Annotated in this window: 22 protein-coding genes and 1 pseudogene; 8 read left to right on the forward strand and 15 right to left on the reverse strand. The window is 42.3% G+C overall.

Going from position 1 to position 25,443, the window contains the following annotated elements; all coding sequences use genetic code 11:
* Nucleotides 1-144: 144 nt before the first annotated feature.
* Both LK453_RS14040 and LK453_RS14045 read left to right on the forward strand, forming a co-directional pair.
* The gene (locus LK453_RS14040; protein ID WP_227954084.1) at nucleotides 145-2,190 is read left to right on the forward strand and encodes a MobA/MobL family protein; all 2,046 of its coding nucleotides are present in this window, start codon (nucleotides 145-147) and stop codon (nucleotides 2,188-2,190) included.
* A 420-nt stretch (nucleotides 2,191-2,610) separates the two neighbouring features.
* A complete protein-coding gene (locus tag LK453_RS14045) occupies nucleotides 2,611-3,648 on the forward strand; it encodes a replication initiation protein (RefSeq protein WP_227954085.1) in 1,038 nt (345 codons plus the stop codon).
* Between the two features lie 117 nt (nucleotides 3,649-3,765).
* On the opposite strand, the gene LK453_RS14050 is transcribed toward LK453_RS14045, so the two are convergent.
* From LK453_RS14050 to LK453_RS14095, 10 genes are all read right to left on the reverse strand, one after another.
* Complete coding sequence (locus LK453_RS14050) at nucleotides 3,766-4,032, reverse strand: type II toxin-antitoxin system YafQ family toxin (RefSeq protein WP_028859970.1); 267 nt, start codon at nucleotides 4,030-4,032, stop codon at nucleotides 3,766-3,768.
* A complete protein-coding gene (locus tag LK453_RS14055) occupies nucleotides 4,025-4,312 on the reverse strand; it encodes a type II toxin-antitoxin system RelB/DinJ family antitoxin (RefSeq protein ID WP_077449299.1) in 288 nt (95 codons plus the stop codon). Before LK453_RS14055 ends, LK453_RS14050 begins: the two co-directional genes overlap by 8 nt.
* 190 nt (nucleotides 4,313-4,502) lie before the next feature.
* The gene (locus LK453_RS14060) at nucleotides 4,503-5,063 is read right to left on the reverse strand and encodes a plasmid replication DNA-binding protein (protein ID WP_077452019.1); all 561 of its coding nucleotides are present in this window, start codon (nucleotides 5,061-5,063) and stop codon (nucleotides 4,503-4,505) included.
* Nucleotides 5,064-5,611: 548 nt separating this feature from the next.
* Nucleotides 5,612-5,944, reverse strand: a complete 333-nt coding sequence (locus LK453_RS14065) for a DUF3817 domain-containing protein (protein ID WP_131603940.1) — start codon at nucleotides 5,942-5,944, stop codon at nucleotides 5,612-5,614.
* Between the two features lie 275 nt (nucleotides 5,945-6,219).
* Nucleotides 6,220-6,927, reverse strand: coding sequence for a signal peptidase II (lspA, locus tag LK453_RS14070; RefSeq protein ID WP_007394842.1), 708 nt, complete (start codon nucleotides 6,925-6,927; stop codon nucleotides 6,220-6,222).
* Nucleotides 6,928-7,068: 141 nt separating this feature from the next.
* On the reverse strand, nucleotides 7,069-8,349 hold the full coding sequence (gene ccmI / locus LK453_RS14075) for a c-type cytochrome biogenesis protein CcmI (protein ID WP_201542171.1): 1,281 nt from the start codon (nucleotides 8,347-8,349) through the stop codon (nucleotides 7,069-7,071).
* Nucleotides 8,346-8,897 carry a cytochrome c-type biogenesis protein gene (locus tag LK453_RS14080; RefSeq protein ID WP_201538662.1) on the reverse strand — a complete coding sequence of 184 codons (552 nt, stop codon included), beginning with the start codon at nucleotides 8,895-8,897 and terminating at the stop codon, nucleotides 8,346-8,348. The genes ccmI and LK453_RS14080 overlap by 4 nt, the downstream gene beginning before the upstream one ends.
* Nucleotides 8,894-9,544, reverse strand: a complete 651-nt coding sequence (locus LK453_RS14085; protein ID WP_105244428.1) for a DsbE family thiol:disulfide interchange protein — start codon at nucleotides 9,542-9,544, stop codon at nucleotides 8,894-8,896. Before LK453_RS14085 ends, LK453_RS14080 begins: the two co-directional genes overlap by 4 nt.
* Nucleotides 9,537-11,591: a heme lyase CcmF/NrfE family subunit gene (locus tag LK453_RS14090; protein WP_201542173.1), complete on the reverse strand. Its 2,055-nt coding sequence runs from the start codon at nucleotides 11,589-11,591 to the stop codon at nucleotides 9,537-9,539. Before LK453_RS14090 ends, LK453_RS14085 begins: the two co-directional genes overlap by 8 nt.
* A 120-nt stretch (nucleotides 11,592-11,711) precedes the next feature.
* On the reverse strand, nucleotides 11,712-13,913 hold the full coding sequence (locus tag LK453_RS14095; RefSeq protein ID WP_007394844.1) for a heavy metal translocating P-type ATPase: 2,202 nt from the start codon (nucleotides 13,911-13,913) through the stop codon (nucleotides 11,712-11,714).
* Between the two features lie 142 nt (nucleotides 13,914-14,055).
* Here LK453_RS14095 and cadR point away from each other — a divergent pair, with 142 nt between their 5' ends.
* From cadR to LK453_RS14110, 3 genes are all read left to right on the forward strand, one after another.
* A complete protein-coding gene (gene cadR / locus LK453_RS14100; protein ID WP_007394845.1) occupies nucleotides 14,056-14,466 on the forward strand; it encodes a Cd(II)/Pb(II)-responsive transcriptional regulator in 411 nt (136 codons plus the stop codon).
* A 192-nt stretch (nucleotides 14,467-14,658) separates the two neighbouring features.
* Nucleotides 14,659-15,411 (forward strand): IS5 family transposase, encoded by a 753-nt coding sequence (locus LK453_RS14105; RefSeq protein WP_201542175.1) that lies wholly within the window; start codon nucleotides 14,659-14,661, stop codon nucleotides 15,409-15,411.
* A gap of 272 nt (nucleotides 15,412-15,683) precedes the next feature.
* A complete protein-coding gene (locus LK453_RS14110; RefSeq protein ID WP_227674480.1) occupies nucleotides 15,684-16,865 on the forward strand; it encodes a cation diffusion facilitator family transporter in 1,182 nt (393 codons plus the stop codon).
* A 116-nt stretch (nucleotides 16,866-16,981) separates the two neighbouring features.
* Here LK453_RS14110 and LK453_RS14115 read toward each other — a convergent pair whose 3' ends face one another.
* Nucleotides 16,982-17,704 carry a CHAP domain-containing protein gene (locus LK453_RS14115; protein WP_068405068.1) on the reverse strand — a complete coding sequence of 241 codons (723 nt, stop codon included), beginning with the start codon at nucleotides 17,702-17,704 and terminating at the stop codon, nucleotides 16,982-16,984.
* A 796-nt stretch (nucleotides 17,705-18,500) separates the two neighbouring features.
* Nucleotides 18,501-19,145, reverse strand: coding sequence for a DUF411 domain-containing protein (locus tag LK453_RS14120; RefSeq protein WP_227954083.1), 645 nt, complete (start codon nucleotides 19,143-19,145; stop codon nucleotides 18,501-18,503).
* 239 nt (nucleotides 19,146-19,384) lie between these two features.
* Between LK453_RS14120 and lnt the strand changes: the two genes are divergently transcribed.
* Nucleotides 19,385-20,953: an apolipoprotein N-acyltransferase gene (gene lnt / locus LK453_RS14125; RefSeq protein ID WP_077449698.1), complete on the forward strand. Its 1,569-nt coding sequence runs from the start codon at nucleotides 19,385-19,387 to the stop codon at nucleotides 20,951-20,953.
* A gap of 140 nt (nucleotides 20,954-21,093) precedes the next feature.
* On the opposite strand, the pseudogene LK453_RS14130 reads toward lnt, so the two are convergent.
* Nucleotides 21,094-22,318 (reverse strand): annotated as a pseudogene (locus LK453_RS14130) (IS3 family transposase).
* Between the two features lie 142 nt (nucleotides 22,319-22,460).
* Between LK453_RS14130 and LK453_RS14135 the strand changes: the two are divergent.
* Both LK453_RS14135 and LK453_RS14140 read left to right on the forward strand, forming a co-directional pair.
* Nucleotides 22,461-23,294: a cation transporter gene (locus LK453_RS14135; protein ID WP_058023794.1), complete on the forward strand. Its 834-nt coding sequence runs from the start codon at nucleotides 22,461-22,463 to the stop codon at nucleotides 23,292-23,294.
* Between the two features lie 60 nt (nucleotides 23,295-23,354).
* Nucleotides 23,355-23,498, forward strand: a complete 144-nt coding sequence (locus tag LK453_RS14140) for a hypothetical protein (protein WP_178377961.1) — start codon at nucleotides 23,355-23,357, stop codon at nucleotides 23,496-23,498.
* Between the two features lie 351 nt (nucleotides 23,499-23,849).
* On the opposite strand, the gene LK453_RS14145 is transcribed toward LK453_RS14140, so the two are convergent.
* The gene (locus LK453_RS14145; RefSeq protein ID WP_077449304.1) at nucleotides 23,850-24,665 is read right to left on the reverse strand and encodes a hypothetical protein; all 816 of its coding nucleotides are present in this window, start codon (nucleotides 24,663-24,665) and stop codon (nucleotides 23,850-23,852) included.
* Nucleotides 24,666-24,847: 182 nt separating this feature from the next.
* On the reverse strand, nucleotides 24,848-25,300 hold the full coding sequence (locus LK453_RS14150; RefSeq protein ID WP_201542127.1) for a hypothetical protein: 453 nt from the start codon (nucleotides 25,298-25,300) through the stop codon (nucleotides 24,848-24,850).
* Nucleotides 25,301-25,443 lie beyond the last annotated feature (143 nt).

Consider the following 25,443-nt stretch of genomic DNA (forward strand, 5'->3'; position numbering starts at 1 on the left):
AGGGCGAAGTAACGACTCAGTTTTTAATTTATCCACTACGTTACTACATTAAAAACTGAATCGCCCTTCGTTGGGGACACCCCAAACCCCGCACACCACGAAAAGATGTGGTGTGCAAAAACCTTTAACCTAAGGCCAGCTATTATGACTATGGTGCATATTGCGACTAAAGCAATTTCTCGAAAAGCAGGACAGTCCGCTGTGGCCTGTGCCGCATATCGCGCTGGTGATGTTTTAGAGGATTCTAAGTATGGCAAGGTTCATGATTACTCTAAAAAGGATGGGGTAATGAGCAGTGATATTGTGATGCCTGCTTCGTTAAAAAAAGGGTATGTCAAAATTGATCGCGAGATACTTTGGAATACTGCTGAAGCATTTGAGGCAAGATCTGATAGCCGTGTGGCGCGTGAGTGGTTGATTAATTTGCCTTATGAGCTACCTGAAGATGAGCGTCATGCGCTTGCTCTAGAGTTTGCACAAAAGCTGTGTGATGACATGAATGTGATTGCCGATGTGTGTCTGCATCGCCCTGTGATGAAGCTGCCCTTTGATCCTAATGCTAAGCCCAGCTCTAAGCGGCTACGTGAAGGGGAGAAAAACCCTGACCCGCGTAATTTTCATGCCCATATTATGGTGACGACGCGCGCGCCAGTGATTGAGCCGGATGGTAAGTTGGCATTTGACCCTAAATTTAAAATCCCTTTTGAGTGGTCTAATAAAAAGCGTAAACAAAATGACCTCCCCTCCTCAAGGGAGGAGATTAAGCGTATTCGTAAGCTTTGGGTGGACACTGCCAATCAAAGACTTAAACAGCGTAATTTACCGCTTATGGATGAGCGTAGTTATAAGGACCAAGGACTTGATCAACAGCCCACCATTAAGATGGGGGTTGAGGCAACTGCCATGGAGCGCCGAGGTATTGCTACCGAAAAGGGAGAAACTAACCGTAAGATTCGAGCACGCAATCACGCCGTGTTAGAGCAAAGGAGAGAAGATGAGCGACGAATTAAACAATATCGAGACGGACTTGCTTGGGCAACTGGTCAAAATGAGAGATTATCTGGACTCATTGCAGACACAGAACGACGAGCTGATAGCACAAAACGATGCATTGAGGACGCAAAATCAGGCACTGCTTGGGCAGCTAAGCGATGCGAAAACTTACCAAATAGAATTGATGACGCAGACAAAGCAAACCATAAAGCACAACAAAGAATTGATCTCTCAAAACGCTGGGTTACTGCAAACTCAAAAAGAGCTGCAGACAGCGAATCAATCGCTCAGAGCATCCATCAAGACGCTACAAAGCGAGCAAGACCTGCCCCAACCCCGTTCGATGACAAAGCGCGACGAGCAAGAGCTGCTCGACTTGATCAGCAGCAAGGACGAATTGATAGAGAAACTAGAAGAGCAACTTATGAAGATAAGAGAAGATCTGAACGTGCTGAACAGCTTAAGCTAATACTTGCTCATAAATTACTCACGGCCACCCAACCCGATAATTGTTTGAGATCTGGCTGGAATGAGGACCCTAATGATTACCCTGATAAATATGACTATAGACAAATTGAGGTGATTAAAGACTTTGTGACATCACTTAATCTTCAAAGTAAGGATTTTAGAGACAATTTGATAGCGGTTAAAAACAAGATTGATGAGCGCTTTATTACCAACAACAAGGACCTTATCCACCTGGTTAATCATCCTAAGCAGGAGCGTGAGCAGTATAACGAGCGTTTAACGGCGTGGTTTGAATTTAAAGAAGATATTGACCAAAAAAGAGCCGATTTCAACCAAAGCATTATTCCTAAATTAGGCGGTAGCGCCGGAGAGGTGGGTAGTATGACCCGAGATATCATTTCATCATTTGACTACATTCGAGGGTTAGATCAGTTTATTTCTGATGACAAACAAACCATAGAGGCCAGAGAATTAGCTAAATCTCATAGATCAGATACGCTAAATAGAACCTGCCTTCAATTCAAGCATGCCTACTCTGATGTGGCCAAACTGCCTAGTGGTCAGCGAGAGAGTTATATAAACGCTCTAAATTCGACCGTAGAGGTGTTTAAAAATATTTATGGTAGTCAGTTACCAGATGAACAAAATAAAGCTATAGAGGACGGTTTACGTGCATTTAATAATGATTTACAACGATCTCATAGGCCTTCAAGAGGGTTTAGTCGATAAAACACCTTTGGCTAAGAGAAATATGAGTGAATTTTAGATCCAGATAATCATCATAACCTTTGGTTATTTGAGGGTTTTTCTTGTTGTTTTTTTATTTTAAAACAATAAGTCTCTTTTAAGTTCCTTTTATTTTCGTTCGTTTGAGTTATCCACAGGCAAAAACAGGGTTTACCCTTATTTTATAATTATTTTTAAAAGACTTATTTTAGACCCCACGCAAATGTAGGTTATACAAGGGGTTGCTGGAACTAAATGGGACGTATTGACGCACATTCTTAGCTTAAATGGGACGTATTGACGCACAAATGGGACGTATTGACGCACAAATGGGACTTGTATAAAATAGAAGTCCTAATTGTAAACGGAGCAGTAGAGATGGAAAGCAATGCGATTTTAGATAAGCCGAACAGATACCCCAAAATGTCAAATGATTTGTTGAAAGCAGCTCATCAGTCAGGTTTGCACGAAATGAAATTGATTGTATTGGCGGCAAGCAAACTACCGCAAAGCGCTGACGCTGCTGATTTTGATGCTCTAGCACCCATATACATTACTAAAGATGATGCGTTATCTATTGGTTTTAATGCGAAAAATGTCGCTCGTGATTTACGCACTGCTTGTAGCAACTTACGAAGCAGAGAGATTGTAATACCTACCCCTTTTGGTGATAAGGTGACAGGCTGGGTATATAACTTGTTATTTTTCAAAACCGAAATATTTAGAAAGCTTAAAGAGCGATACCCTGACAGCAGACATGATGATGAGTTTATAGAACAGCTTCGATTGCATAATCTAATTGATACTCTGCCATTTGTAATGAAATCTGACGAAAATCTAATGGCTCGTGTGATTATGCATCCTGATGTCGTGCCGTTCTTGTTTCAGTTGAAAAATAACTATACTCAAATAGACCTATTCGAACTTGCAAAGCTTACCGATAGTGTCTATAGCTTGCGTATATTTTTGCTGATGATGCAATGGAAATCATCAGGAAAAGTATATAAACAACTAGATGAATTAAGAAGAGAGTTTCGATTATTAGATAAATACGAAAATACGAAAGACTTACGCAGACGTGTCATAGATATGGCAGTCAACGAAATAAACGAAAAGACAATATATAAAGTATCTTACGAACTAAAAAAAACTGGACGCAAATATACGCATTTGGAGCTGAAATTCACAGAAAAAGGGCAGCCGAAAAACGTAACGCCTGCCCGTGACCCAGACACTATTAATATGTTCACCAATTATACTGATAAGCAACTGGCAAGAGCAGTGCATAGTAAGAAATTTATGGCAGATTATAACGGCCTAATAGCAGCTCAGAACCCCGCTAACCAATCAAGTGGCGCTTGGATTAGTCACATGGTTGAATGGGTTAAAAAAGATCCTGAGCGCTTTACTAAGCGTCCTGTGCAAGAATATTTGGATGATGAGCAAGCGCCTAGATTCTGAACTTGCTTCACCCTGGCGTAGGCGGCTTAAAATGAAGTTAATTTAATAATAGGCTATTAGCCTATTATTAACTGAAGAAGCAAAAAAAATGGTAATCCAGTAACTGTAGGTCCTAGTCTAAAAAAGTTCGCTATGGCTACCTAATCTATGCAATAGCACGTCATTGCCTCGGATTTCATAGATCAACACTAAATCAGGCTTGATATGGCAATCTCGACAACTCGACCAATTGCCCGTCAGAGCATGATCTTTATACTTTTCTGGCAAGGGTTGGTCTTTGACTAAACAATTAAGTACTTCCGCCCATGCAGGTGTTAAGAGTTCAAGATGGTGTTTTTTAGCATCTCTTTTAAGCTGTTTAGTGGGATATACTTTTCTAGCCATTCTCACTTTCTACCAACACATCAGTTAACTCATCTGCATGGTAGCCAGTAAGCTTACCTGTTTCGTAGTCTTCACGGCCTTCAATAATTGCTTTAGCTGTTTCAGCATTAGGGATGCAACTTGCCCAATTAAGAGATAGGGGTATGGTTTTGGTATGCGCAATCTCATTTAAAAACATACGCACCGCTTGAGTTGGTGTTAACCCATATTGCTCAATAACGGAGTAAGCACTTGCCTTTAAATCGTCATCAAGGCGCATATTAAAATTACTTTGACTCATAGCAATAACCTTATGTAACGTTGTTAGCATTACATTGTATATCATTTAGCTGTTAATAAAGTAGATGTTGTTTATCTTTACCTAATGCTTTTTGTTGCTATTATTTTAATTAATAGGTTAATAGCCTATTAATTAAAATAATAGCACTTCTACTGGCCCTCCACGGCATGCTCTTAAATAGGCCCAATAGTTACCACCAGCGCCACTTTTTTACTTTTTGAGTTATTGGTTCAGTAGTATTTACTTCCTGAGCAGGATGGACCGTTTCAGCCTTAGTTACATTATCGTCTGTGTTGCCTGACTGTTGTTCATCTTCTGTTGGTTTATGAGGATCCATACCAATCAACCTGCTTTGTACAAGCTCCTGTATACTCATATTAGCTTTGCTCAGATTGTCATTTAATAGCTCAATCTGGCGTTGATAATGCGTAACTTGTTGTCGGTAATCCTTATTGACTAATTCTTGTTTTTGCAGCGACTCTTCTAAGTGCTTGTTTTTTAACTGTTCTAGCTCTAATTGATGCTGTAATTCAGCTGTGCTTTCAGGTGTCATGCTTGACGACAAACCCTGTATACCACTGACTGAATCTACACGTTTAGTTTGCTTAGGCTCTCCAAATGCTCTAAACATTTCAGCAGTATCAATCATCTTGTTAGAGTCTCTAGAAAGCTTACCATTATTGATGTTGTTATAAATGGTGTTCCTAGTAATACCCCACTGTTTAGCCGCGTCCGTAACTGTTAATTTCAAGTGTCACTCCCTGCTAAATTGCTTTTTTTGAGCGTTCAATCATTGAACATTATTACACGTTTGACTTAGAGTGTATATTTTCAGGATACCCTTTACTTGAGAGGCCTGTGATTTGTTGCAGATATGGGAGGATAGTACTTCGTGAAGTGACAGTTTGAGGGTTTAATAAACGCAAACACCTAAAATAGTCTGTTATAAGTGGTTTTATTATAACGGTCTATTTTAGGTGGTCTATTAATATTTTATAAGGCGTTTTTAGGTGGTTCCGCTAGGGTATACCCTACGATAACAGGAAAGCCATCGCGAATGACAAAACCTGTTTAGCTTTTAAACAAGACGGGTTTGTCGATAGTATGTAAGATAAGTTCGAAAAGTAACTGGAGTGTGAGGCTATTCATACTGGGTCTGAATTAAAGTTTTATTGTGATTAATTTCTGCTCAATGTTATTCATTTGTCGCCATGATGAGTGATGGCGGCTTGTGATTTAGTTAGGAAAAATAATCTTGAGTAATAAGATACGTTTGTGGCATTTGTAGCAGAGCTTGTTCTAGGCTTCTTTACTTACATTTTCCTGCAAGTTCTTTTTTAGTAAATGATCGAATATAAATGGGCCAAAAGGTAAGAGTGAGCCGAGTACGCCCGCAGGTATTGCCCAAAGAGGCATTTTCATTTTGATAGCTGAGCCTATAAGTATTATGATATAGGTAATAAACAACATACCGTGTGCCATACCGATGTATTTCACACCTTCTGGAATGTCCATCATATATTTTAGTGGCATGGCGATGAAGAGCAATAATAAGAAAGAGGTGCCTTCTAGATAGCCTATAAGGGTAAGACTTTTTAACGCTGTCTCTTGTTTTTTTCTAAGGCTGTGAATTTTTTCAATAGTTGGCTGAGCCTGTGACACTGTATTTTCCTTTTGTTATGATCAATAAAGAATTTATGGATTATTCAATGTCTCTATAATAATGGCTCTACGCAGAGCTTTTAAGTATTGAGTTTTAAGACCTAAAATGAGTGAGTACCTATACCAGTCATACATTATCTTCCAGTTCACATTTTATAAACATACTCAAGTATAAAAAGTATTTTTCCGTATAGAGTGAATACGACGCTAGTTCATTTTGTTTGTGATAATCGGCATCAATGTGCTTATTTATTACGCTTACTTTCTAAAAATATCATGTCAATTATAATCAATGCGACACCGACACAGACACCTATATCTGCAACATTGAAAATAGGATAATTCCAGACATCAGCATAATGCACATGGATAAAGTCAACCACTTTACCAATTCTTAAACGATCGATTAAGTTGCCAATCGCACCACCAAGCATTAAGGCCAACCCCATAGATAATAGCTTGGCTGCACGTGGCGCTTTGATTAAATAAACCGTTAAAAAGATAGCCATTACAAAAGCTAAGCCTGAGAAAAACCATTTCTGCCAACCGCCAGCGTTGGCTAAAAAGCTAAATGCTGCCCCATAGTTATAAGCGAGTGTCCAGTTGAGAAATGGTTCAATGACCGGTACGGGGTCATTGAACGCTAATGTGGTTTGGGCCAACCACTTAGTCCATTGATCAAGTATTAATACCATTATCGCCAACAAATACCAGATAAAAGCGCGACTGCCATTGGCAACCATTTTTGGCATTTTGTCCAACTTATCTTTAGGTGTTATTGAGTTGCCTGAAGTCACGTACATAGCTTTAGGCGTATGATTTATGGTTTTAGAGTCAATCGATTGATGAGTACTACTCACAGCTATAGGTACCTTCTTGTCAGCAATATTAGTACTAGCCGATTCAACGCTATTCAATTTAGTACTATCTAATCTGTCGGTAGATTCAGTCATAGTTGTTTCCTTTATCTATGTTTATACAATGAACAATGTTAAACGTATATGTTTTTGGTATACGATTATTAATCGCACCACTTTCATAAACGGCTCCACTTACCGCTCTGGTATTATGAAACTTACGGTAATAATTTTTTATTAGGGAATCTGTTGATTGATTTCAACATTAACCTGAGTCTGTTCAACGCTAATCATTATAGGATTACCCGATAAGTCGCCTGATTCTGCTATGGCATTACCGCTATGACTAATACGAGCAACGACTGCTAACTGAGTTTTGTCACTACGAGCTGAATTTAACGTGCGATCTGGCATCATCGCATCAAGATTGCTTAAGCGGATACTAGCCTCACCTTGCTTGATAATACTAATGGGTAAACGTTTGGCGGCAAACGGAGGGCCCCCTTTCACATCACGTATCGCTACAAACAACACATCATCAGCTTTCACTAACGGTAATAAATTAGCGTTAATTTTCACTGTCACGTCAATACCTTCTAGCGCTTGCTTTTCTTGCATGCTAACGTAGTTGCTTAACTCATCTAAGCTTGCTAAAGCTTTAGTATGATCACCTGGTTTGGCCACAATGCTGCCTTGTAAGCGTTTAATCCAACCTTGCGCTTCTGCAAAGTTACTACCACGTGCCTCACCCATTGCCATTAGCATCTGCGCACCTTCATGCTGTGGATTTTTGGCAAGGACATCTTGTAATACACGGCGGCTACTGGCATCAAGCTGACCTTTATTGGCAAAAAAGCTAATCTGCGCATAAGTGGTCGCAATCTCTTCATTGTCTGGTGACAGACGGTAAGCGCGTGACAAAGCTTCAATCGCTGAGTCGGTAGCTTCAAGCGATGAAAACAGCTCTGACAAACGCATCCAGCGATCAGGATCATCGGCATGACGATAAACGTTGGTCTGCATCGCGCTGATAAGCTGCTGGCCGTTTTCGATTGCCCATACAGGTGGCTGATCGATTTTGCCAGTCAATAGGTCATCAGCCACTTGTCCTACTTTGTCTTCGGCCGTCCACAGATCAAACACAGGCGTTCGGTCACCCACCATCAGATACGCCAGCGCAGCCAATACAGGCACCCAAACCATGAGGATCAAGCGGCTTTTGATACCAGGGGTGACCATCGGCGTGACTTCACGCTGGGCATCCAATAGCTGACGCTCCAGTTCCAGCTTTTGATTTTGATAATGGCTATTATTAATAGTACCGCTGTCTTTATCTGTTTGTAGCTCAGCTAAACGTTCGCGAAATACTGCAACATTAATATCTAGCAGTTGATTGTCTATTGGTTTGGACTGCAAACGCGGTGCTCGTAGCCATGGCATAATAGCAATTAGCGCAAATATAAGAGCAATCAGCAAGCTTAGAGCTACAAATAAGCCAAAAGTAGAAAATAGAGTCATTTTTTGTCCTCTATGCTAGTAATATCGTGGTCGACATTCTCAGCTTGCGATAATAGACGATCAAGCTCAGCCTTTTCCGCAGAGGTCAAGGCAGCAGTACTGTTCACTGTAACGCCGTTTTGGCCACGGGCGACAACTTGGCGGCGTTTACTTTGCCAAAACCAACCAACAATTAAGACGAGCAATAATAATGGTGGAAAAAACCATAGGATCCATGTCGATGGTCGCATAGGCGGCTTGTAGCTGATAAAGTCGCCATAACGATCCTGCATATAATCCCGGATTTCCGCATCACTACGTCCGTCTTTAATCAAATCATAGACTTTTTGCTTTAAGTCTTGGGCAATCGGCGCATCAGAACCTGCCAAGTTTTGGTTTTGGCATTTCGGGCAACGAAACTCTTCGATCAATCCTCGGTATTGTGCTTCTTGTTGGACAGAATCAAAATCATAGACGTCAATCGCCGCATAGCTGGTCACACTTAGGAGACAGGCAAGTATTAAGCTCGCTACTTTTATCGTAACGGCCTTTATTGAAAGGGCTATCATTTGCACACCTCTTCAACCTGAATCGCATCTGGACTGACGTTATTATCATTGGCATCATTGAGTACCGTTAAGCAAGGCTCAATACGATCTTGCCAGTTACTCTCGTTAATCTCACCAACAATGTGCTGGCGAATAACGCCTTCACCATCGACAGTGAAAGTCTCAGGCGCACCCGTCAACCCTAAGTCCAAGGCAAACTGGCCGGACAAATCCTGAATAGACATCGAAAAGGGATCACCGCCTCGGTTGAGATAGCTGAGCGCATCACCGATATCGTCTTTATAATTCACGCCAACCAGATTGACACCACGCTCTTCTAGTTGCATCAAAAAAGGATGCTCAATAACGCAAGTTGGGCACCAAGAGCCCCAAATATTCATCAAAAAGGGCTCATCAGGTAAGTTGTCATTGGTCATGATCCGACTGGTATCGGACAACAATGGCAGCTCAAACGCTGGTACTGGGCGTTCAAGCGCGGTATTGGTTACGATTTCAGTCGGCTGCCCCAAACGAAAATAAAGCATAACCATAACAGCAGCAAAGATGATCAGCGGGATCAAAAACCATATTCTAAATTGGCTTTTTTTCATTGTTCGATTACCTTTTGTTTCAGGGGGTTGCTCGGAAAAATGATTAGACTTAGTCATTTTGCTTCTCCCCTATTAGTGTCGTGTTATTAGTAGTGCTTTTAACATCTAAATCAGTAACCGTCGTAAAGCCTGACTTACTCGCTGCAATTTGTGCAGGGGTCTTGGATGTTTTGAGACGATAGCGCCTATCAAGCATACTCAGCAGACCACCCAATGCCATAATAATAGCGCCGAGCCATATCCAACGAATCAATGGCTTCACATAAATACGTACGGCCCATTTATTACTGCCTTCAGCTATAGGTTCACCAAGTGCGACGTACACATCACGCATCAGACTGTCATCAATCGCTGCTTCGGTCATTGGCATCATGCTAATAATGTAATTGCGTTTTTCAGGGTATAACGTAGTCACAGCACGGCTATCTTTACTCACTTCGACCTCAGCTTGGGTCGCATCATAGTTACTGCCTTTGACTTCGCGGAAGCCTTTAACGGTGAAGTCGTAACCTTGGACATGGACCGTTTCGCCAACACTCAATGCCACATCGCGCTCGATACTCAAGGTACTGGTAAAGGCAACACCGATGACCGCTACAATCACACCAATATGTGCCGTTTGCTGACCCCAGTAGCTTAAACGCAGCTTATTTAAGCCTTGCAAAAAGCTTGGTGCATTTTTGGTTTTGTCTTTGAAATCAACCACCATCCAGAACAGTACCCAAAAACTTACTGCTAGTGTTACACCAATATTAAGCATGGCAGATGGACTGACAAAGTAAGTGATGACTGCAGCTAATACTAGACTGCTCGCCGCAATGACCATACCAACGCCTAACAATGGACGCTTATCTTGTTTCCAGCGGATATTGGAGCCCATACCCATGGCAACCAGCAATAGCCATGTTAAAGGCACAAATAGCGCATTAAAGTACGGAGGACCTACCGATACCTGACCCAAGCTAAAGGCGTCGGCAATGATAGGATAGAGGGTACCAAGCAATACCACTAACGTTGCAATCAAAATGATGACGTTGTTAATGACTAAAAATGACTCACGCGAAACCAGTTGATACTGACTTTCAATCGTCAAACGCCAGCCACGCAGCGCAAACATCAGCAAACCACCACCGACGATGATGCCAAGAATAGCTAAGATAACCAAACCACGCGTCGGATCAGCGGCAAACGAATGCACTGAGGTAAGGACTCCAGAGCGTACCAGGAACGTGCCAAGCAAGCTTAAGGCAAAGGCGAAAATAGCCAGCATGATGGTCCATGCTTTAAACACCCCGCGCTTTTCAGTGACTGCTAATGAATGCAGCAATGCTAAGCCGACAAGCCAAGGCATAAACGAGGCATTCTCTACCGGATCCCAAAACCACCAACCGCCCCAGCCAAGCTCGTAGTAGGCCCACCACGAGCCCAGTGCAATACCAATGGTCAAAAATCCCCAAGCCGCGAGCGCCCATGGACGTGACCAGCGTGTCCAAGCAGCATCCAAACGCCCTTCCCACAATGCCGCCATACAAAAAGCAAATGGCACCGCTAAGCCCACATAACCCATATACAGCATCGGTGGGTGAACGATCAGCCCAAAATCCTGCAAAAGTGGGTTGAGATCTACCCCATCTACGGGCAGATTGGGCAAGGTACGATCAAATGGCGACGAGGTAAAAATCAGCATCGCTAGCATCATGACCTGCACACCGGCCAATATCACGAGTACCCGCGCGCGCATCGACAACGGTAAGCCACGGCTAAAATAGGAGACCAGCGCGCACCACGTGGCCATGATGGTCATCCACAACAAGAGCGAGCCTTCGTGTCCGCCCCATGTCGCCGAGAGTTTATAGTACCAAGGCAACAAAGTATTAGAGTGCTGCGTGACATAGACGAGACTAAAGTCATTGAAATAAAAGCCTGCCATCAATGCAACAAATGAAAAAATCATGGCAGCAAACTGTGCCCACGCGAGACTGGGCGCGAGACGCTGCCAAGCAACGTGATCGCGCATGACGCCAACGGTTGGTAATACCACCTGCAAAATCGCCAATATAAAGGCGGCCAGCAAGGCAAAATAACCCAATTCTGTGATTAACATACGGTCTAACCTTGTTTACTCTAATGCGGTTGCAGTTTACTGTGGCGGTGGAATTTTTATTATTAGAACCCACCCCGAAATCTGCTGCTATCTCTAGTTTTTAATTGATTTCGAAGGGTTTTATTTAACTACTTTAGGCGGATTTACCAGTGGAGGCGCGCCTTTAAAGCGCAGTAAACGTAACGCATTAAGAGTAACGATCACTGTTGCTCCAGCATCAGCTAGAACCGCAATCCATAGTCCAGTAATGCCGAATATGGTCGTGATCAGAAAGACGCCTTTGAGACCTAAAGCGAAAATGACGTTCTGATGAATGTTGCGCATGGTGGCACGTGAAAGTGCGATGAGATGAGCCATGTCCGTAACACGACTTTTTAATAATGCGATATCGGCCGTCTCAATGGCCACATCGGTACCACCACCCATCGCGATGCCAACATCGGCAGTTGCTAGCGCTGGCGCATCGTTAATACCATCACCAACCATCGCTATTTTGCGGTTGTTCTTCATCTCGTTAAGCAGGCGCAGTTTGTCCTCAGGCAACAGCTCAGCTTCCCATTCCACGTCTAAATTACTGGCAAGTGCTTGAGCGGTTAAGCGGTTGTCGCCTGTTAGCATGACGGAGCGCACACCCATCGCTTTGAGCTGAGCCACACCTTCATGAGCGTCGTCTCGTAATTCGTCTCTTAGCGCGATTAATCCAAGCACTTCACGGTTTTGCTCATCGAAAAGAACAGAGACGGTCTTACCCTCATTTTGCAGCGCCTCAATTTGCGCCTGTTGTGTGGATGAAATCAATGCCTCATCGGCTGCGTAAACAGGCGAACCGATAGCTAGCGCGCGCTCCGCGACAGTTGCGTGTACCGCTTTACCGGCAGTTGCAGAAGCATTGAAGGCCACAGGTATGAACACTTTAGCAGCTTCAGCATGACTAACAATGGCTTCAGCAAGCGGGTGACTAGAACCAGTCTCCACACTGGCAAAAAGTGCCAATATCTCATCTTGACCTTGAGAATTCTGACCTTGAATACTTGAGTCCTCTTGTGTAAAGGCAACAACATCGGTCACGCGTGGTTTGCCTTCAGTTAAAGTGCCTGTCTTGTCAAAAGCGACCGTCTTCACTTGGCCGATAGTTTCTAAAGCACTACCGCCTTTGATCAGCAAGCCACGGCGCGCACCAACAGCAAGACCAGAGGCGATGGCAGCGGGTGTTGATAGTACAAGAGCACAGGGACAGGCAATCAGCAACAGTGCTAGACCGCGATACAACCAAGTCGACCAATCTCCACCCATGGCTAACGGTGGAATGATAATAATTAGTGCGGCAATAGCCATCACTGCCGGTGTGTAATAGCGACTGAATTTCTCAATAAAACGGGCAGTGGGTGCTTTGGAGGCTTGGGCTTGCTCTACCAGCTCAATAATGCGCGAAATGGTGTTATCGGCGGCTGTCTTTTCTACGCGCACTTGGAGCACACCATCGATGTTAATTGACCCTGCAAATACATTGTCACCCATCGTCTTGGCAACAGGAACAGACTCTCCCGTCACGGGCGAATCATCAAGGCTGGACGCACCTTGAACAATGGAACCATCAGCAGATACCCTATCTCCAGGACGCACCAGCACAAGGTCATTCACTTGTAATGAAGTCGCTGGAACGTTACGCTGCCCACCTTGAGCATCAAGTAAAATTGCACTTTTCGGAACCAGCGATGATAAGGCTCTGATGCCAGCGCGAGCGCGATCAGCAGCGATACTCTCAAACAGTTCACCGATTGAGAACAAAAAGACAACCGCTGCGGCCTCTTCAGCTTCACCAATGATAAGTGCGCCAAGCACGGCGACGGACATCAGCGTTTCAATTGAAAAGAATGAACCTGTTTTAGCCAGTGCTAAGGCTTTGCGCGCAAATGGAAAAACGCCTACAATCACAGCGATGGCAAACACCCATATCCCATAAGCGGGCAACAGTAGTGACAGTGCATAACCGCTGCCCATCAAAATACCGAGGCCAACAACCTGTTTGCCTTTTTGAGTTTGCCACCATTGCTTATCCTGCGGAGCCATCTGATTGTCGCTGTCAATATCAATAGCCGATACAGTTTGTTGACCAGTATTGGCAGAGATGCCGAACCCTAGGCTTTTGATTGTTTTTTCGATATCACTAGCCTGAGTCGGCGCACCAGGGGCTAAATTTAGCTCTAGCGTTTCTGTAGCGAAATTCAGCTGAACATCAGAAACCCCAGGCATACGTTTCAAAGCTGTTTCAATCTTGCCGATGCAACTGGCACAGTCCATACCTTCAATATGATATTTCATAATAATTTACCCTTTGAATAATGATATTATGAACCCTATAGTGGCTTTAGAGTCAAGGTTATTTATCTACAGTTTCGTAATTTTAATTTCTCTAGCGCTAGTCTTTACAGCCACTTTAATTATTTAAATCATAGAGGTTGTTATGACAATCAAAATTGGTGAGCTCGCTAAACGCACAGGTGCCACAGTAGAAACCATTCGCTATTATGAAAAAGAGCGTTTATTACCCGAGCCTTTTCGTAGCGAAGGGAATTATCGTTTATATAATGAAGAGCACATTGAGCGTCTACAATTTATCCTACATTGCCGTACGCTCGATATGGCTTTAGATGATGTGCGAATCTTACTTGAATACTGGGAGTCGCCTGACAAGGACTGCGGCGATGTGAATAACTTGCTAGATGAGCACATTCATGCTGTGGAAATACGAATGGAAGAACTGATGCACTTAAAGCATCACTTGACCGTTTTGCGCCAGAAATGTGCAAGTAGTGCACCAGCGTCATCATGTGGCATTTTAAACGCGCTTGTCGATAACTCCTGTCATGAGTAATGATATCAGTAGTGTTCATTTCTGACGGATCAAATCATGAAAGGTTAAATACGCCCTGATGTTAAGCACAAAAAAACCCAGCAATGATATTAAGATCACTAGGGCGTGTTGAACATTGGGTATAAATTAATGGCAAAAAAAATAGCGAACGGTTAATCTTTAAGTTCTCACACAAAAAAGATATCGTTCGCTATGCCTCGCACTATGCTCAAAGATGAACACTGGACAAGACTGAAACCTATATTACTAGAACTTAATATCTATGACAAAGGAAATCTTAGACAAACGGTTGAAGGCGTGCTTTATCGCATGCGTGTTGGCTGTCCTTGGTGCGACTTACCCGAGTGTTTTGGCAAGCCCAATACCATCTATAAAGCTTACCAGCGCTGGTTTCGTAGTAATAAGCTGATTACGCTGTTTGCTTTATTAATCAAAGACGCAGACCTTGAGTGGGTCTTCATTGATGGTACTCATATTAAAGCGCATCAGCACAGCAGTGGTGGCAATGAGAACCTACAATCCATTAGTAAAAGTGTGGCAGGACGCGCGACCAAGATTCACTTGGCAGTAGATACGCATGGCAATCCGATTACCTTTATCTTGTCAGATGGCACGACCCACGATGTTAAAGTCGCACCTGACTTAGTAGACAAAGTTAATTTGAGCAACACAGAGGTTTTATGTGCCGATAAAGGCTATGATTCTGATGCACTACGAGCGCATATTGAACAAGCAGGGACACGGGATAACATCCCTCGAAAACGAAATACTCAGTCTTCTAACGACCATATGGACTGGGACTTATATAAAGCGAGGCATCTAGTAGAAAATGCTTTCGCCAAACTAAAACAGTATAGGGCGGTTGCCACCAGGTTTGATAAGCTCAAGCAAAGTTATGAAAATACGGTCGCTCTTGCTTGTGCTTATATCTGGCTCAAATTATGAATGTTCAACACGCCCTAGTCAGTTCAAAATAACATGGTGATAAATTGAAGAGTGCTACTGGAATGAATGTTGCGCAGCCTCTGTAATAACAGCATGCAAGGAAAATTTATACCAGTAGCACGATGTCATTTTTGCAGTGAATCGACTATAGCTTACTGGCTGCATTTTTACCTCGTCGTTACAGCTTCTAATACTCGACTATGTTAGATTTATCATTAATCCTTAATCCTTGAAGTTATTTACCATAAGTCTTAATAAATTTGAGTAACGTTATGAGTCAAGAAGATGCCAGTCATAAGCAAAATAAGCATTTGCCTCCAAGTGAGCCTATTGATGTCTATAAAAACAACGATAGTAACTATACTGCTGGCAATCAAGACGCTCATGATCATGACACTAACCTAGAGCAAAACACCGCACCAAGAGATACCAAAGGCTATCAGCGTACGTTACTGATTAGCTTTGTGATCATCACAGGCTATATGTTTATCGAGGCGATTGGTGGCTTACTGACAGGCAGCTTGGCGTTACTCTCTGATGCAGGACACATGCTCAGCGACGCCATCGCCCTTGGTGCGACGTTGATGGCATTTAAAATCGGCGAAAAAGCCGCCACCCATCAAAAGACCTTTGGCTATAAACGCTTTGAGATTATCGTGGCCACCGTCAATGGTGCGACGCTAGTAATTATCGCCTTGATGATTTTTTATGAAGCGATCAAACGCCTTAACTCACCGCCTGAGATTGCTACCCAAGGTATGCTAATCGTCGCCACCATCGGTATGCTGGTTAATATCTTGGTCGCTTGGCTGATGCATCGTGGTAGTAGCGGCAGCGATGGACACACCCACAGCCATGGAGCAAATGCAGACAAAGTAAATAAAGAAAAAGCAAATAAAAGCAATGATTCCAAAGAGCCTGTCAACCTCAATATGCAAAGCGCTTACTTGCATGTATTAAGTGATTTGATGGGCTCTGTCGCCGCGATCATCGCCGCTTTACTGATGATGGGGTTTGGCTGGGTTTGGGCCGATGCCGCAGCGTCGGTGATCGTCGCGGTACTTATCTTAGTAAGTGGTTACCGCGTTGTACGTGATTCGGTACATGTCTTGATGGAGGGCACGCCAGAAGGCATATCGCTGGTAGATGTGGAAGACAAGCTGCTTGCCCATCCACAAGTAAAACAAGTCCACGACCTGCATATTTGGAGCATCACCAGCGGGCTAAATGCGCTATCTTGCCATGTGATGGTCGATGGGGATATGAGAATCTCGGATGCCAGCGTATTGATTGCCAATCTTGAGCAAGGGTTGCTTGCGCTTGGTATTCATCACGCCACCATTCAGGTTGAAAGCTTGTCACACCCGCAGACCAGCGCCCATAGCGATGCATTGGTCTGCGACATATCAGAGCAGCAAAGCTCTGCGAATAACCATATCGGGCACAGTCACTAGTCACTAGGGCGTGTTGAACCTTCAACCATGGCACTGACAGAGACTATTTGTGAATGTTCAACACGCCCTACTGGGTTGGAGGAAATAACAACTATGTTGTGCTGACTTAGAAAGTCTTATTTATCATTCATAGCAAGGTAGATATTACGATCTGATGCGGATGCGTCATCCACGTATTTTGAATCGCGCCATGTCGTATAAGCATAGACACCACTGTATGGGCTGATGCTGTTCTGACGGAAGTCAGAAATCCAATTTGTACCATCGAAAATTTGAATATGGCCATGTGGACGCTTTGATGAGCGATCATAGACAATAACATCACCTACTTGGGTTGGCATATCATTGCTGATTTTGCTGAAACCTGCTTTCTCAAGTGTGCCACGAGTAGCGTACTGATAGGCTGAAGGATTTGGAGTGAACTCATAACCAGCTGATTGTAGTGCTTTACGTACGTAACGGGCACAATATCCAGAGCTGCCAGATAAAGCCACTTTTGAGGCGCGAGCAGCAGCGATAGCGGGGGCTGAATTGCTGTCAGGAACCTTATTGACTTGCTGCTGTTGTTTTTCAGCGTATAAGCGGCTGTTTAATGATGAAAGCTGATTCTCTTTTTGCTTGGCCTGCGCACTTAGGTTGCTAATTGCTTGACTAATTTCATCATTATTAGAAACATAAGCACCACTTTTGGTGCTATAGATGTTTTTTGATGAACCGTAGTTTGATGCCACAGAAGTATTGGTGATGGTATTATTTGTTTGAGAGATTGTGATAGCAGCACCACTCGTTTGTGCTATGCCCATACCCAGTACTGACAAAATCAATAAAGCCTGTTTCATAAATCTAATACCTACGGTTAATTCAAAATCGTCTGTTATCAACAACAGCGCAGTCAATTAAATCTCAATAACTCAAGTATATATATGTCATAGTGACTGATACTTCTGCTGCATATTATTCATATAAAAAATGATTATTGGCGATCACAGCTCATTGAAGTCTTACGAAGCTGTTACAAATCAAGCTGCTGACCAAAACACAAAGCCGACTTTAGCATAGGTTGTTTAGCCTGTCATTCCCCTTAAAAACCCCAAAAATACTTTTTTGATGTCGAAAAAATTGCTAATATCCCACATTTTACAATGTAAGTTTGTGTAACATGTACAGAATATAGCTGACTAGATTGACCACAATTTCTACTGTTTTATAAGCAAAAAAACGTCTGAGGGTTAAATCTATAATTTAGATTTAACCCTCAGACGTTTTTCTATTGGATGAAGTAATTACCCTATATAGGGTCTAACTAATTATTAAGATAATATAATAATTTATAATATTAATATAGATGCTAATTCCCTACTAGCTTATGTAATATTACGTAATTGTTTCTATACATCCTGTATATTCTTGTATTAACCCTTAGTCATTTATCTATTTTAAGGGTTAATAACTGATAAATTCGCTTACATTGTCATCAAAAGTTACAAATTCAAAGTTATTTTTAATTTTAAAGTCGCAATAGCTAATGAATTTTTTGATGAAGAATCATTTTATAAGCAATAGAACAGTCTTATACCTACCTCATTTACTTTTAACGCTAACACTATAATCAAAGTATTCTTAACTGCTAACACACTATAATTGATGATCTACCGATTCAATATCAGCATAAACTTGGGTTGTCCCGTCTTTATTGAGCTGCATAACCTGATAGGGCATGAATTTATTTTGATACTCCATACCTGGGCTACCAATAGGCATGCCAGGTACGGCAAGACCCATAGCTTGTACTGGCGGATTTTCTAAAAACTGCGCCATATATTTAGCGGGTACATGACCTTCAAAGACGTAACCATCCGTAGTGACTACAGTATGGCAAGAACGCATTTCATTTGGAACGCTGTAGCGCTCTTTAAATACGGCTAAGTCCGCAACATCTTGCGCGGTTGCACTTAGACCATTATCTTCTGCATGACTTATCCATTCTTTACAGCAGCCGCAATTGGCATCTTTATAGACAGTGGCTGATACGTTTTTTAGTAAGTCTGGTTTACTTACTGATGTCATCATAGAATTATTTATAACGTTTGGTTCAGCTGTCTTTGGAACAGCCAAAACATCTTCAGTTGATGCCGATGTTGTGCTTGCATCAGATACGCCACTACTCGGTTGGCTACAAGCAAATAGTGATGAGGCAGCCAGTAATAATAACGTACTACGCAACCCCTTAGACAGATAACGATTGCATATAAGACTGGATTTTATTTTTAAGGGGGGCATAGTGCTTTCTCATGTACTGTAGGTATTGTGAGCTATAGAAGATCAAGTAACACTTCATATCGTTTGGTAATGTAGCATAATAACCCATTAAACGGAGTACATAAATTCATCCATTGAGCAGTGCAGGCTGGTATCATAAGCAGTTTTTATTTTAAAATACTGCCTGTAGTATTAACGGCTCTATCTAAGTTTTGGATTTTGATTAAAAATTCAAGGCTCATAATTTTGGATAATTTGCGATGCGCCTGTCTACTATTAATCTACAAAAGCGTTTGAGTACTCACTTAAATCAATTACCGCTATCGCTTACGCTAGTAGCAGCATGGCTTGCAGGAGCTATTTTTTTATTTTCGCTAGCGCCTTATGGGTTTTGGCCGCTAGCAATAGTATCACCAGCGATTTTATATGCGCTGTTGGTGACAAGTATGAGTGGTCGTCGCGCTTTTATTATCGGTGAAGCTTACGGTATGGGGCTATGGTGCGTCGGCGGCTTTTGGCTCTATACTGCTATCCATGATTATAGCGATACACCAACGTGGCTCGCATTGATTATGATTGCATTGATGGGTCTCGGTATGGGACTATTTCATGGATTGTTAGCACTAGTCTTTAACCGTATGGTAGGCAAACAACCCTTTTCATTTGCTGCTCTTTGGGTGCTACAAGAATGGTTAAAAACTTGGTTATTCACAGGCTTTCCGTGGCTGTTTGTTGGTTATGCATTTACTGAAGAGTATTGGTTATCGTCCTTAGCACCCGTTGCTGGTGTTTTTTCCGTCTCTTTTGTTGCCATACTATTGGCTGCAAGTTTAGTAGAGCTACTGCTTCGGCGCAGTAGTTATGCCATCGTTTCTGTACTGTTATTAGCCATTAGCACATCATTATGGCTGGTCAATCCGCAATGGACAAAACCTAAGGGCACACCTGATCTGTCAGTGTCATTGATTCAAGGTAATATTTCACAAGATATAAAGTGGCTGACTAAGTATCAAGTAGAAACGCTAAAGATTTATGCGAAGTTAACACGCACTGAGTGGGGACGTGATGTTGTGGTGTGGCCTGAATCATCTATTCCTATGTTTCAGGATGAGGCTGCGGGCTTTATTAGTGAAATGATAGAAATGGCTAATGCGACCAATACGACATGGATAACTGGTATCCCTTATAAGGATAAAGCGGCATTCAATGCCAGTACGGATAAGTATCCCCCATTTTACAATAGCGTGATTGCTCGAGGTGTAGAAGCGGAAGGCCTATACAAGAAGCAGCGTCTAGTGCCTTTTGGAGAGTATATTCCATTTGAAGGCGTGCTCGATATTTTCCCAAGTTTGGCCGGTAGTCAGGATATTAAGAACTATAGTCGTGGTAGTGATCAGCAGTCACCTCTAAAGGTGCGTGGACACAATATAGGGACGGCTATCTGTTATGAGGTAGCTTATCCAGATACCACGCGTAAAAATGCCATCGATACTGAATTTTTGTTGACCGTCTCTAACGATGCCTGGTTTGGCACTTCAGCAGGACCATTGCAACATTTGCAAATGGTACAAATGCGCGCGCTTGAGAACGGGCGCTGGTTTATTCGAGCGACCAATACTGGTGTTACCGCTATCATTAACCATAAAGGTCGTATTGTAAAACGCGCACCGCAGTTTGAGCGTACTGTACTACGTGGTGAGATACAGGCACGGGTTGGTAACACGCCCTTTATGCTTATGGGAAATTATCCTATCTTGATAATAATAACCTTGTTATTACTACTAAGCTATTTTGGCAAAGGTCTAACCACACTTAGAAGACGAGGGTAATAGTAAACTTAATCATAATAATTTAATCAGTGTAAGTTTTTTATTTTTTCTAGGTAACGTCCTAACGCACGTAAATATAAAAGTTTTAAACTATTGACCCCTGCCGTCAAATCCGTATACATAAACTTGGGAGATTTTAATTACGCAGCCTGACGATAATAATCAAACCACACCTGTCTTGGCGATTGATAGCCCAAACCCTTTTGAATCCTCGTCTGATTGTAGTACAGCTCGATATAACTGATAATATCATTGATGGCTGTGAACCTTGTTTTATAGTCTTGATGATATACCAGCTCATTCTTTAATGTGCCCCAGAAGCTTTCTATCGGAGCGTTATCGAAACAGTTGCCTTTGCCGCTCATTGAGCCTATAAATTGATGCTGCTTAATGGTCTTGTGGTAGGCGTGACTGCAATACTGACTGCCTCTGTCTGAATGAACGATTAGCCCTTTGCTTGGACGTTTATTCTTGATGGCCATATTTAGTGCTTTGCAAACTAAATCTGCGGTCATACGCTTGTTAATAGCGTAACCGACAAGCTCTTTGGTGTATAAGTCTTTGACCCCTGCTAAGTACAGCCAACCCTCATTCGTCCAGATATAGGTGATGTCGCTGACCCACGACTCGTTAGGGCGCTTAGCATCAAACTTCTGATCCAGTACGTTTGGATAGACCAGCTTGTTGTGATTGGAGTCGGTGGTGACTTTAAAGCGCTTATGACGACGACATTTAATGCCGTGTTGCTCTTTGATGCTTCTTACCATATACAGGCTAATGTTATGGCCTTGCTCGCTTAGATGAGCATGCAGTCGATCTGCGCCATAACGTTCTTTCGTTTCATTGTGAGCCGCTTTAACCAGTAATTCAGACTGGTTGCAATGTATCTGTTGGTCGCTGAGATCACGACTTAGCCAGTCGTAATAGCTTGATGGCTTAACCCTTAACACACGGCACATAGTGGTGATGCGAAAGAGGAACTGGTTGTCTTTGATAAAGGCGTACCTGACTAGCTGTTTCTCGCAAAGTACGCCGTCGCCAACTCGAGCATAGCTCTCCCCTTGCGTCGGGGCGAAGCAGTGCTTCGCTTTATCCCTCCTCATTTAGTATTTCGCGTTCCTCTTCAGCCACTTTGAGCTGCCGCTTGAGCTGCCTTATTTCTTGAAGAGCACTCATAAGATCAGGATCGTATTGCTTTGTGCCGACAAGCTTGCCTTGATTGGCTTTGTTATGCCAATTTGATAGCGTTTGCATGGCAATGCCAAGCTGCTTTGCAGTGGCTGAGATATTGCCATTATTGTCTGATATCTTCTTGACGGCCTCGGCTTTAAATTCGTCACTGTAGGTTCTTACTTTCTTGGTCATGGTAAACTCACTTTAGCAACTTCGGACTTCTTTTTTTATCTTTTTTTTGAGCGCTTATCCCGAACTGGGGTTATTTATCAATTTCTCAGCCTGTTTTTTTTCAGCCTACTTTTTGAACCACCACCCGGATATAAATGTAACTATGAATAAAACAACTTTTAAAATATCGAAGATGGACTGCCCTTCGGAGGAAAACCTAATCCGAATGAAATTAGAGGGCCACTCGAATATTGAACATCTTGAGTTCGACATTCCTAACCGTCAATTAACTGTGTTTCATCATGACAATATAGAAGGGATAGAGACTGCTATTCATGACCTAAAATTAGGAGACACCCTACTCTCGACCGAAACCATTGACCCCTCTGATCCCAACAATAATTTTAAAATTGATGCTGACTCTAGTCACAAAAAAGATGCTGAGCAAAGAAAGCTACTATGGATAGTGCTGGTCATTAACTTTGCTTTCTTTATTATTGAAATGAGCACGGGACTGATTTCTCGTTCGATGGGGTTGGTCGCCGACAGCTTAGATATGTTAGCAGATAGCTTCGTGTACGGAATTAGCTTATTTGCGGTCGGTGGAACGGTCATTAAGAAAAAACGGATTGCTAGAATTGCCGGATATTTTCAAATTACGCTAGCGATTCTTGGTTTTTTAGAAGTACTAAGACGTTTCTTTGGCAATGAGCAGTTACCTGACTTTTCTACCATGATAGTCATATCGATTCTTGCGCTAATTGCAAACTTGATTTGCCTCTATTTACTACAAAAATCGAAAAGCAAAGAAGAAGAAGCCCATATGCAAGCCAGTATGATTTTCACTTCAAACGATGTGATTATCAATTTAGGGGTAATTGTTGCAGGGATTTTGGTTAATTGGTTACACTCTAGTACGCCTGATTTGATTATTGGTAGCATCGTATTTGCTTTAGTTATTCAGGGCGCCTTTAGAATATTGAAGTTGAGTAAGTAGCTTAATTAAACCGCTAAGTGTAAAGTAACTGGGTTTGAAGCAAATAAACATCATAAGGATATGAGACCTCAAGCAATGATTGAACAAACTTTAAATCTAGTCACCACCAAAGACCATCAGCAAGTTGCCGTTTGGCGAATAATAGATGATGAAGTCTTTGATAAGAATCTGGGAGACCTTCCTAAATTTTGTGTAAGTATTTAATCTAAACGTCAGTTACACAGAATCTGGGATGGTCTCTTCAAGTCCTCACTAGCGCACCGATCATAGATAGAATATCTATGGTAAGTACATCATGAAGTACACTGTGGCTATCTCAGCAAGTTGAAACCTTAATACCATTAGCTCACAGCCAAAGATTCAAGTCCTCACTAGGGAACCAGGCTACTTCCATAAAGCATGTTTCGAGCTTCCCATAAACTATAAGATGCAGCACATTTATGGCATAGACTCAATCGCAGATAATAAATTGGATAGCGTGACTAAAAACTTACTTTTATCAGCTTTAGTGCTGTAGCCACCATTTTTTCCACCTTTATATAAATAAGCCTCTATCTACATCGTCGTAATCCTACCCGAAATGAATTCCACTTTAACGGGATGGCCAACCAATTCAGTTAGCTCAGCCTCAATGCGTTTTCGCTCTGCTTCATCCGGTGTTTTGGTGTAGATACTCACGTTAATGGTATTACTCGCTGGACTATAGCCTATTAGTTGAGTATCCGGATAACGTCTAAATATCTCAGGGCTAGCCTTTTCTTGTAAAGCCAGTATCTGTGGCTGCGTGGCATCACTACTGGGCTTAATATAAATTGGGAACGAGTAATATTGGTAATCTTTGTGCTTAAATTGATAAACATATTTTAAGGGTTCGGCTTGGACCGTTTTTAAGGTGATAAAATTTACGCTGTATTCATTGGGGTTATTGTTGTCATAATAAATGCCTGCTATAGCCTCCCCTAATTCTAGTGCGACCGCCTCAATTAGGGGTGCACTGATTCCTTGCAATATCAAGCGACGCTGCGCCTCTTCAATAGACACATTAAATTCTTTGGCATAAAAATCCGCTGCCGAACCCGCGGTAGACTCTGACTCGCTTAAGAGAAAAAATATATCGGTGGTTAACGGCTCATCTTCATACAGTTGATCGGCTGTGGCTTCTATCTTCTGCCAATCAACCGTAATAATGGGGGTTTGAATATTAGACGCTTGGATAGTAGCGCTTTGCTGTACAGGAGCTGGGGACGCCAATGTTGGGTTAATTTGCGCGGTATGGCTGCTAATTTTAGTCAAGGATGCTGTATTTGCACAACTCGCTAAAAATACGCCAGAACTGAAGACTAAAATTCCCTTTGGCACTATCTTATTCATATTCCTGCCTTATTTTTAATGATTTTAAGCATTTATTTAATCTTATATTAACACATCAAGTGCAATGCTAATTTTAACCTTTGGAGGGTGAGAGCAACATTTAGTGTATAGGAATAAATACTAAACCCTCCCTCCCACGCCTTTAAACTTCTCAACAAAAGCCGACATCTTCTGAAAATACATTATCCACGATAACCGTCATCATGGGGAGGAAATGCATCAACCTGCGGATCTGAGAATAACTCACGGATGTCATTATCCGTATATTCCGTATCATCAGGTTGCTTATGTTGTCCATGCTCCTGCTCAGCTGGCTGATCATTAGCTTTAACTGCCTCTTCATCTAGGCCAATATCGCCCCCCAAGCTTTTCACCATACTTGCAAACAACTCTTTGTCTGACTTTCTGGTTAAAAATTGTGGAAAGTTTGTCGCAAAGTAATTTTGAATAAATTTTTCATCCTCACTCTCTCCTGCTAATACCTGTCCTAAAAAAGCGCCCATCAATATTTTTTGTTTATTTAACCGCTTATCAAGCTTCACTTGCTGCAGCTTAGCTTTACGCTTTAACTCCTCTAAGCGTTGACGCTCTTTTAACTCGTTGGCTTCTTGATTATCAAAAATAGATCCTGACATAATCACAACTCCTTTTATTAATGTTAACCTAGCATAGCAAGGCGCTAGGCATCATTCAATAATCCATGCTACTCTTTAAGGTAGAATAATCATAAACCTGATAAATTTTATTTTAATGGGTGATGGTTGCGTCCCCCTGACTA

The organism is Psychrobacter sanguinis (assembly GCF_020736705.1).
In the GTDB taxonomy this organism is placed as follows: Bacteria; Pseudomonadota; Gammaproteobacteria; order Pseudomonadales; family Moraxellaceae; genus Psychrobacter; species Psychrobacter sanguinis.

Excerpts from the sequence above, each read along its gene's own strand:
- LK453_RS14040 (WP_227954084.1), top strand. The coding sequence starts at position 145 with ATGACTATGGTGCATATTGCGACTAAAGCAATTTCTCGAAAAGCAGGA.
- LK453_RS14045 (WP_227954085.1), top strand. The coding sequence starts at position 2,611 with ATGTCAAATGATTTGTTGAAAGCAGCTCATCAGTCAGGTTTGCACGAA.
- LK453_RS14050 (WP_028859970.1), bottom strand. The coding sequence starts at position 4,032 with ATGGCTAGAAAAGTATATCCCACTAAACAGCTTAAAAGAGATGCTAAA.
- LK453_RS14055 (WP_077449299.1), bottom strand. The coding sequence starts at position 4,312 with ATGAGTCAAAGTAATTTTAATATGCGCCTTGATGACGATTTAAAGGCA.
- lspA (WP_007394842.1), bottom strand. The coding sequence starts at position 6,927 with ATGACTGAATCTACCGACAGATTAGATAGTACTAAATTGAATAGCGTT.
- ccmI (WP_201542171.1), bottom strand. The coding sequence starts at position 8,349 with ATGACTCTATTTTCTACTTTTGGCTTATTTGTAGCTCTAAGCTTGCTG.
- LK453_RS14080 (WP_201538662.1), bottom strand. The coding sequence starts at position 8,897 with ATGATAGCCCTTTCAATAAAGGCCGTTACGATAAAAGTAGCGAGCTTA.
- LK453_RS14085 (WP_105244428.1), bottom strand. The coding sequence starts at position 9,544 with ATGACTAAGTCTAATCATTTTTCCGAGCAACCCCCTGAAACAAAAGGT.
- LK453_RS14090 (WP_201542173.1), bottom strand. The coding sequence starts at position 11,591 with ATGTTAATCACAGAATTGGGTTATTTTGCCTTGCTGGCCGCCTTTATA.
- LK453_RS14095 (WP_007394844.1), bottom strand. The coding sequence starts at position 13,913 with ATGAAATATCATATTGAAGGTATGGACTGTGCCAGTTGCATCGGCAAG.
- cadR (WP_007394845.1), top strand. The coding sequence starts at position 14,056 with ATGACAATCAAAATTGGTGAGCTCGCTAAACGCACAGGTGCCACAGTA.
- LK453_RS14105 (WP_201542175.1), top strand. The coding sequence starts at position 14,659 with ATGCCTCGCACTATGCTCAAAGATGAACACTGGACAAGACTGAAACCT.
- LK453_RS14110 (WP_227674480.1), top strand. The coding sequence starts at position 15,684 with ATGAGTCAAGAAGATGCCAGTCATAAGCAAAATAAGCATTTGCCTCCA.
- LK453_RS14115 (WP_068405068.1), bottom strand. The coding sequence starts at position 17,704 with ATGAAACAGGCTTTATTGATTTTGTCAGTACTGGGTATGGGCATAGCA.
- LK453_RS14120 (WP_227954083.1), bottom strand. The coding sequence starts at position 19,145 with ATGCCCCCCTTAAAAATAAAATCCAGTCTTATATGCAATCGTTATCTG.
- lnt (WP_077449698.1), top strand. The coding sequence starts at position 19,385 with ATGCGCCTGTCTACTATTAATCTACAAAAGCGTTTGAGTACTCACTTA.
- LK453_RS14135 (WP_058023794.1), top strand. The coding sequence starts at position 22,461 with ATGAATAAAACAACTTTTAAAATATCGAAGATGGACTGCCCTTCGGAG.
- LK453_RS14140 (WP_178377961.1), top strand. The coding sequence starts at position 23,355 with ATGAGACCTCAAGCAATGATTGAACAAACTTTAAATCTAGTCACCACC.
- LK453_RS14145 (WP_077449304.1), bottom strand. The coding sequence starts at position 24,665 with ATGAATAAGATAGTGCCAAAGGGAATTTTAGTCTTCAGTTCTGGCGTA.
- LK453_RS14150 (WP_201542127.1), bottom strand. The coding sequence starts at position 25,300 with ATGTCAGGATCTATTTTTGATAATCAAGAAGCCAACGAGTTAAAAGAG.